Genomic DNA, 8,102 nt, shown 5'->3' with positions numbered 1-8,102 from the left:
ATGCTATCCAGAAGGCCAACAACACCCCTTACGGTCTTGCTGCTGGAGTCTTTACCAACAATTTAAGCCGTGCGCATCGCATGACCAAAGCAATTCGATCAGGCATTGTTTGGTTAAATACCTATCGCGCTGTTTCTCCACTTGCACCTTTTGGTGGTCATGGTCTATCAGGACATGGTCGTGAAGCTGGCTCAGATGCGGTGTTGGACTATACCACCACTAAAACTGTGTGGTTGCGTACCTCTGATCAGCCGATTGATGATCCTTTTGTGATGCGTTAATACATCACAACAGTCATTAGGATTTAAATTTCAAGGATGAAAAGATGACGCAGTTGAATTTCAAAATCACATAAATCTGATCAAGGCATACGTAAGATAATATTGGTTGAGCTTCAAGAGCCTCAACAAGATTTCCTTTAACTTTTTTTGCCATTTCTTTAACCAAAATTGATCTGATTCGTCTGTAAAACAAGAGAAATAAAGGTCAGGTCATCTGGATATGGCGCTGATCAGGCAGGTTGTGAAACCTAAGTTTACTCTCACAAATATTTGATATTGAGGAAAATGAAGTCCTCAAAGAGAGATTAAGGATATGAGCCAAAATGAAAATAGTGCTTTCGCCATTGAAAGCAATTCAATTGATTATGTTGATCCATCTCAACGTCACGGAAAAGTACGTGATCTATTCACGCTCTGGTTTTGTACCAATATTGCACCCTTAGCTGTAATTACGGGTGCAATGTCGATGCTAACGTTTAACCTGAGTTTGATAAGTGCGCTAGTAGCGATTTGCTGTGGTCATTTCTTTGGCGCAACAATTTTAGCTTTAACTTCTGCTCAAGGACCCCAAGTCGGCATTCCCCAGATGATTCAAAGCCGAGCACAGTTTGGACGTTATGGTGCATTATTAGTCGTATTATTTACAACACTGATTTATCTCGGTTTCTTTATTTCCAACATTATCTTGTCAGGCAAAACCTTACATACCGTCGTTCCCACAATCCCTGTTCCAACTGCGACGGTGATTGGTGCAATTGCAGCAACGACCATTGGGGTAGTGGGTTATCATCTAATCCATAATTTTAATAAAATTGGGACATGGTTGATGGGCGGTTCATTGCTGATCGGCTTGTTGATTATGTTGCCACAAATTAATGCTGAAGTACTTGCCAAAGGCTCATTTAACCTAAAAGGTTGGTTTGCCATGTTTGGTCTATGTGCAGTTTGGCAAATTAGTTTTTCACCTTATACCTCCGACTATTCACGTTATTTACCTAAGTCGATTGGGATTTTTAAACCATTTATCTTTACTTACTTGGGCGCTTCGCTTGGAACGATCTTTGCGATGGTATTTGGTACAGTAGCGGTGAGTATTGGTTCTGGTACCGATGCGATGGAAGCGGTGAAATCGGGTACAGGTATTTTCGGTTCGATTCTGATGATTTTATTCCTTTGTAATATCATCGGTCACAATGCCATGAATTTATATGGTGCGGTTTTATCGTGTATTACTTCGATCCAAACCTTTGCAGGTCAATGGATACCAAGTAAGAATGTCCGTATTATTTTGTCGATTATGGTCTTAATCCTCGCTACGTTTACAGCACTTTGGGCATCAAGCAATTTTATTAGCTTCTTCCTGAACGTCATTTTTGCCTTACTATTTATTTTAGTGCCTTGGGTATCGATTAACCTATTGGATTTCTATGGGATCAATAAGAAATCTTATGATATTCAGTCGATCTTCGCACAAGATGGTGGCATCTACGGCAAATTTAATGGCAAAGCTTTAACTGCATATTTCATTGGAATCGTTGTTCAAATCCCTTTTCTTACCAATGCATTTTTTACAGGTCCATTCGCAAACGTCATTCAGGATGTGGATATTTCTTGGGTAATCGGATTGGTTGTGAGTTTTGTCGTGTACTACTTCTTGAATCTTGAAAAGATTAAATGCAGCAGCCCAGCACTCAATGTAAAAGTGCAACATTAAACATGCTTAGAATGGAATCGATAACATGAAAAAAAGTTATTTACAATTCACATTGGCAACTGCATTAACCAGTATGATTACACTAAGTTATGCAGGAATTAGTTTTGGCGACAGCAATGCCGACTCAGGCAAGTTAGCGGTTTCTGGTTATGTACGTGCCAACTATCAAGACAAAGATTACGGTGAACCTGCTTCAGAACATAAGATCCGTTTTGATGCTGCACAACTAAAACTTGATTATGAACGCGGCAAACTATTTGGGCATGCTGAATATCGTTGTTATCAATACGATACGCTGTGTGATTTTTCAACCTTGATCGATGCGTATGCAGGTTATCATTTAAATGAAACTGATCAGGTTGTGGCAGGAATGCAAGCTATTCCATTTGGACCAGGACGTTTCTGGGGCAATAGTTTGTACGGTAGTATCAATACTACAGCAGGTTTAGAAGATGTTCATAATTTAGGTTTGAACTATCATTTTGAATTGCCAAGTGCGACTAAGTTTGATGTGAGTTACTTTGCTGTGGATGGTGGGCATTATGTCGGTACAACAAAAGACTCGGGTCGTTATAGTGCTAATTACGTCAGTTCAAATAATGCTGCTAACAATGAGCTGCAAGAAAAAAACATGTGGATTGGGCGCATTACTCAAGACATTAATCTTGGAGTAGAAGGTTTAACTACACAAGTGGGCGGTTCTTACTGGACTTCCGAGATTGAAAATAAAACTACAGCTGAAACAGGTCGCCGTAACGCCTGGGCACTGTTCAGCAAAATCAATTATGGCAATCTGGGACTGACCTTAACGGGCGGAAAAAATGATGTCATTAATAAAGACTTGACTGACCCAGTGGCCTCATTGATGGGGGCATATGATAGTGAATATAGTGTTGCCAACAAAGCCACTTACTATACTGCTGATCTTGGCTATACCTTTAAAAATGTCAAACAGATTGGCAATATTACGCCTTACTTTATGTATAGCAAATATGATAAAGACCTGGCAGGTGCAAAAGACTCTATCCGTAATATTCTGGGCGTATCTGTCGAGCATAAAAAGCTGGCTTTAACTGCAGAATACATCATGAGTAAAAATGATCCATTTATTGGTGGAAATCAGGATTCACTGGCCATGGGTGATGATAATCAATGGAACAAGTTATTAAATTTAACGTTGTTTTATTATTTCTAGATGCAGTGAAATCATTGGGGTGACCAAAAAATTTTTCAAGATTTTTTGGTATTCCATAATACAAATTTGATAAATCATAGCTGTGAGTTGATCACATGACATTCGTGCGATGACTCTTGGTACACTATAAAAGGATAATCGGTATGCAACTCGATCAAATGGCTTTATTTCACCAACAGGCTTTTGTTGCTGGGCAGTGGTGTAATGCAGATAACCAGAACACTTCTAATATTTATAATCCTGCCACACAAGAAATTATAGGTACCGTGCCTAATATGGGGAAAGCCGAGGCAGACCGGGCGATTCAGGCTGCCGTGAGCCATTGGGCGGTATGGAAAAATAAAACCGCCAAGGATCGCTCCACCATTTTAAAAAAATGGTTTGAGCTGATGGTTGCACATGCAGACGAGCTGGCTTTTATTCTAACCAGTGAGCAGGGCAAGCCTTTAGCTGAAGCTCGGGGGGAAATTCTCTATGCGGCCAGCTTTGTGGAATGGTTTGCCGAAGAAGCCAAACGCGTGTATGGCGATATTATTCCCAGCCCGTATCCGGATGCCCGTATCGTGGTCAATAAGCAGCCTATTGGTGTGGTTGCGGCAATTACGCCCTGGAATTTTCCCGCGGCCATGATTACCCGTAAAGTCGCGCCTGCCTTGGCTGCAGGTTGTCCCTGTATTGTTAAGCCGGCACCAGAAACTCCGTATACTGCCTTGGCTTTGGTTGATTTGGCCTTGCAAGCGGGCGTACCTGCCGAAATCTTCAGTGTCATTACCGGTGATGCTGTCACCATTGGAGATGCGATTTTTGAAAGTGATGATGTGCGTAAATTTACTTTTACGGGTTCGACGCAGGTAGGCAAGCTGTTATATCAGCGTTCAGCACAAACATTGAAAAAAGTGTCCCTGGAATTAGGCGGTAATGCACCCTTCATCGTATTTGATGATGCAGACCTAGAAGCAGCCATAGAAGGGGCGTTGATTGCGAAATATCGTAATGCAGGACAAACCTGTGTCTGTGTCAACCGTTTTCTGGTTCAGGCTGGAATTTATGAACAGTTTATTGCAGCATTAAATGAAAAAGTTCAGACATTTGTGGTTGGGAGTGGCCTGCAGGCAGGCAATGATATTGGCCCTTTAATCAATATCAATGCGGTTAAAAAGGTCGAAGCTCACGTTGCGGATGCATTAGAGAAGAATGCACGCCTCATTGCCGGCGGAAAGAGACATGGCGCGGGCGATTTGTTTTATGAGCCGACCATCATCGCCGATGTAACCGCGGAGATGGATGTTGCCACTCAAGAAACCTTTGGTCCACTGGCGGCTATTTTTAAATTCGAGAATGAACAGCAAGCAGTGGAAATGGCTAATGCCACAGAATTCGGTTTGGCTGCCTATTGTTATACTCGAGATCTGGGACGTGCCTGGCGCATGAGTGAACAACTGGAATACGGGATGGTGGGGATCAATAAGGGTCTCATTTCAAATGAAGTTGCGCCTTTCGGTGGAATTAAACAGTCAGGCTTGGGCCGTGAAGGTTCAAAATACGGCATTGAAGATTATCTCGAAATCAAATACACCTTATTTGGAGGATTAACCGGATGAGTAACGAGAAGTTTGAAAAAGGCCTGGCGATTCGCAAACAGGTACTGGGTGAAGACTATGTCAATAACTCGATCAGCAAGGCCGATGACTTTAATTTACCTCTACAGGAACTGGTGACTGAGTATTGTTGGGGAGCGGTCTGGGGGCGTGAGGAACTTAGCAAGCCAGAGCGCAGTCTGATTAACCTCGCCATGATTTCTGCGCTCAATCGCCCGCATGAATTAAAGCTGCATGTCAAAGGGGCTTTGCGCAATGGTGTACCTAAAGACAAAATCCGTGAAGTGCTGTTGCAGGTCGCGATTTACTGTGGGGTTCCTGCGGCTGTCGATAGTTTCCGTATTGCGAAAGAAGCAATTCAAGAATATGAACAGGAAAATAGTTAATAAAATTTTATAATTAATACCTTGAAATTATAACCGCATAATTCAATGCGGTTATTCTATTTGCGATTGCAACCTAGGAATAATTTCAGAATAAGAAACCTTGAAAATTAATATGCTATAAATAATTTGCTCGACGATGTCGAAAAGCCGACTTGTTTCAAAGTCGGATTTTTACGAGTTTTAGGGAATTGTGATAATTTTTAAGTAGATGATTTTTATATTAATATACAAGTGTTGTGTTGTGTTGATTGCGTATAACATTAATTATGTTAAATGGTGAGTGATTTAGTGGAATATTCTTTAATTTTTTATATGAAAGAAGATACCTTGAATCGTGGCAAAAGAAGCATAGATTTTTTATCCATACCTCTAGTGTTCATTCTTTATAGTAAAATTTTAATCGTTAAACCCACTAAAGCAGAACCGATGATGACTCTGAGCACACTTTGATTAAATTTAAATAATGCGACTACAGCTAAAATTGCAATAATGGCAGAGATATAATCAAAATTCCCTTCAAAACCCTGTGGCCAAAGCACGTGGTAACATAAAAAGAGTGCCAAATTTAAAATTACGCCCACCACGGCAGCGGTAATGGCGGTTAAAGGGGCAGTAAATTTAATTTGATTGTGTGTGGACTCTATAACAGGTGCTCCGGCTAAGATAAAGAAAAATGAGAAAATAAAAGTAAACCACGTGACGATGATTGCACCTAATGCACCTGCAATAAATTGATATTCAGCACCCAACAGCGAATGGTTATAAGCTGCTAAGAAGCCGACAAAAGCCACCACCATGATCAATGGGCCGGGAGTACTTTCACCTAGGGCTAAACCATCGATCATTTGAGTTGGGGTGAGCCAGTGATAAAAACCGACAGCGCCTTGATAAACGTAAGGCAGAACAGCATAAGCACCACCAAATGTCAGAAGTGCAGCTTTAGTAAAGAACCAAGCCAGTTGAGTATAAGAATGACTCCATCCCAAAACTGCTGTTAAAGAGATGAGTGGAATTGCCCATAAAAGTGCTGAAATTACAGTTATTTTGATCAGATGAGACCATTTAAAAACAGCATGTTCAGGTGTAGGGGTATCATCATCAATAATTGCACGTCCATAGGATTTTTGACTGGACTGATGTGCATTTAGCTTAAATAAATCAGGATACTTTTTACCGACCAAATAACCCGATATCGCTGCACATAAAACGATTAAAGGGAAAGGAATATTAAAAATAAATATTGCAAGAAAAGCGATAACTGCAATCGCCCATAGAAATTTATTCTTTAATGAACGACTGCCAATACGATACGTGGCATGAAATACAATTGCGGCAACTGCGGGCTTAATGCCATAAAACAAACCGGCAATGATCGGGACGTTGCCATATTTCACATAGACCCAAGACAGCCCAATGAGGATAAAAAGAGAAGGTAGAATAAATAAAACCCCTGCAACGATGCCACCTTTGGTTTTATGCATTAACCAGCCAATATAAGTTGCAAGTTGTTGAGCTTCGGGGCCGGGTAAGAGCATGCAATAATTCAATGCGTGCATAAAACGCTGTTCTGAAATCCATTTTTTTTCTTCAACTAACTCTTGGTGCATAACAGCGATTTGCCCGGCAGGACCACCAAAGCTAATGAATCCCAGTTTTAACCAAAATTTGAATGCTTGCCAAAAGCTGATAGATTCAATTTCTGTTTCATCTATTAAAGATGGCTTATTATTCATGTTAAATTCCTTTGAAAGTCTGCATATAAGCCATCAAAAATATGGTTTGAAAGATGGAGTAATTGATCATCATCTGTGATCGTGCTTCTTAAGCCTTGCAAGATTTTTTCAATGCCTAAGGCTTCGGCAGGCTCATTTCCCCCAACATCTAAAAAATGAACAATTTCAGCGATTTTATTTAAAGCAGGGTTTTGTAATTCAAAGCTATGCATTAACACTTTAAAAGTGACTAGATGATTGATATGGGTAAATTGGGCATCATCAAAATCAAAACCTAAGGTATCTTTGGGGCAATCATTGGGATGCTCTAACCAAATAAATTTTGCCTGAGGGTCTACAAATTTCTGAATGATCCATGCCGATGCCAAACGGTCAACCCAAGGACGCTTTCTGGTTGCCCAGATTTTATTTTGAAAATCTTGCTTGCATAGGACTTTTAATTGCTGTTCAAAATTATTGGGTTCATCGTATTCACCTAACCGGGCAATAACTTGTTCTAATCGGGTGAGTTCATTCAGTGTTTTGCTTTGATGAGTATTTGGGAAAAAATCTATTTCTATCAGTGAATTGAGGTTTTTTCTTAATTTTCGAATCTGTTTGAGATGTTCTTTTTTCTTATTTTCCTCAAGCGTATTTTGTATTTGTGAAATTTCAGTTCTCAGTTCTTCATATTCTCCAGTTCTGTCGAAAAGTTGAGCAAGGTCTAAATGTGCAGGAGGTTCAGTCTGAAAGATATAGGCATGCCCATGTTCATTAAGATGATCATGAACAACAGACTCAAATTTTTCAGAATGTGCTTCGGGTAAGAGGTAAACACCATCTCTTAAAGTTGCTGCACCATTTGACTTTAATGAACGCCAAATTCGCATTCTTGCGGTTGTGCTTTGACTGGGAAGTGATGAGATCAGTAATGATATTTTCATGTTATAAAATCAACAAATTTTGTTTATCTTATAACTATTTTAAAAGATTAAAAATAGTTTTCCTTTAATAAGAATATATGTAAAAGTCATAAAAGATTTGCTAATCCCAATAAGCTATTCACTAACTTGTAAATATCGGTATACCGCCTGACGACTAATCCCAAAAGCTTTCCCTAATGCCATTTTCGATGGATACTTCCCCTCCTTCCATGCTTGTCGTAAAGCTTCAGCTTGGTCAGGCTTTAGTTTATGCACCCGACCTTTGTACTTCC

General features: G+C 40.1%; 8 protein-coding genes. 5 read left to right on the top strand and 3 right to left on the bottom strand.

The genetic code is table 11. From position 1 onward, the window contains the following. The 5 genes from HX743_RS15050 to HX743_RS15030 all read left to right on the top strand — a co-directional run. On the top strand, positions 1-281 hold a 281-nt coding region (locus HX743_RS15050), incomplete at its 5' end, for an aldehyde dehydrogenase family protein (RefSeq protein WP_178319610.1). A gap of 313 nt (positions 282-594) precedes the next feature. Then, positions 595-1,995, top strand: a complete 1,401-nt coding sequence (locus tag HX743_RS15045; RefSeq protein WP_178319609.1) for a cytosine permease — start codon at positions 595-597, stop codon at positions 1,993-1,995. A 25-nt stretch (positions 1,996-2,020) separates the two neighbouring features. Beyond that, the gene (locus HX743_RS15040) at positions 2,021-3,190 is read left to right on the top strand and encodes a hypothetical protein (protein ID WP_178319608.1); all 1,170 of its coding nucleotides are present in this window, start codon (positions 2,021-2,023) and stop codon (positions 3,188-3,190) included. 143 nt (positions 3,191-3,333) lie between these two features. Then, complete coding sequence (locus HX743_RS15035; protein WP_178319607.1) at positions 3,334-4,791, top strand: NAD-dependent succinate-semialdehyde dehydrogenase; 1,458 nt, start codon at positions 3,334-3,336, stop codon at positions 4,789-4,791. Next, positions 4,788-5,174 (top strand): carboxymuconolactone decarboxylase family protein, encoded by a 387-nt coding sequence (locus tag HX743_RS15030; RefSeq protein WP_178319606.1) that lies wholly within the window; start codon positions 4,788-4,790, stop codon positions 5,172-5,174. Before HX743_RS15035 ends, HX743_RS15030 begins: the two co-directional genes overlap by 4 nt. A 383-nt stretch (positions 5,175-5,557) precedes the next feature. On the opposite strand, the gene chrA is transcribed toward HX743_RS15030, so the two are convergent. The 3 genes from chrA to HX743_RS15015 all read right to left on the bottom strand — a co-directional run. After that, entirely contained in the window at positions 5,558-6,907 is a 1,350-nt protein-coding gene (gene chrA, locus HX743_RS15025; RefSeq protein WP_001060713.1) for a chromate efflux transporter, read from the bottom strand. After that, positions 6,904-7,830 carry a chromate resistance protein ChrB domain-containing protein gene (locus HX743_RS15020; protein WP_178319605.1) on the bottom strand — a complete coding sequence of 309 codons (927 nt, stop codon included), beginning with the start codon at positions 7,828-7,830 and terminating at the stop codon, positions 6,904-6,906. The genes chrA and HX743_RS15020 overlap by 4 nt, the downstream gene beginning before the upstream one ends. Positions 7,831-7,944: 114 nt before the next feature. Beyond that, positions 7,945-8,102 (bottom strand): recombinase family protein (locus tag HX743_RS15015; RefSeq protein WP_178319579.1); only part of this gene is annotated, 158 nt, incomplete at its 5' end.

This window comes from Acinetobacter sp. Swhac1, assembly GCF_013390985.1.
In the GTDB taxonomy this organism is placed as follows: domain Bacteria; phylum Pseudomonadota; class Gammaproteobacteria; order Pseudomonadales; family Moraxellaceae; genus Acinetobacter; species Acinetobacter towneri.
Note: the sequence above shows the minus strand (reverse complement) of the source record. Positions and strands in the feature narration are given on the sequence as shown.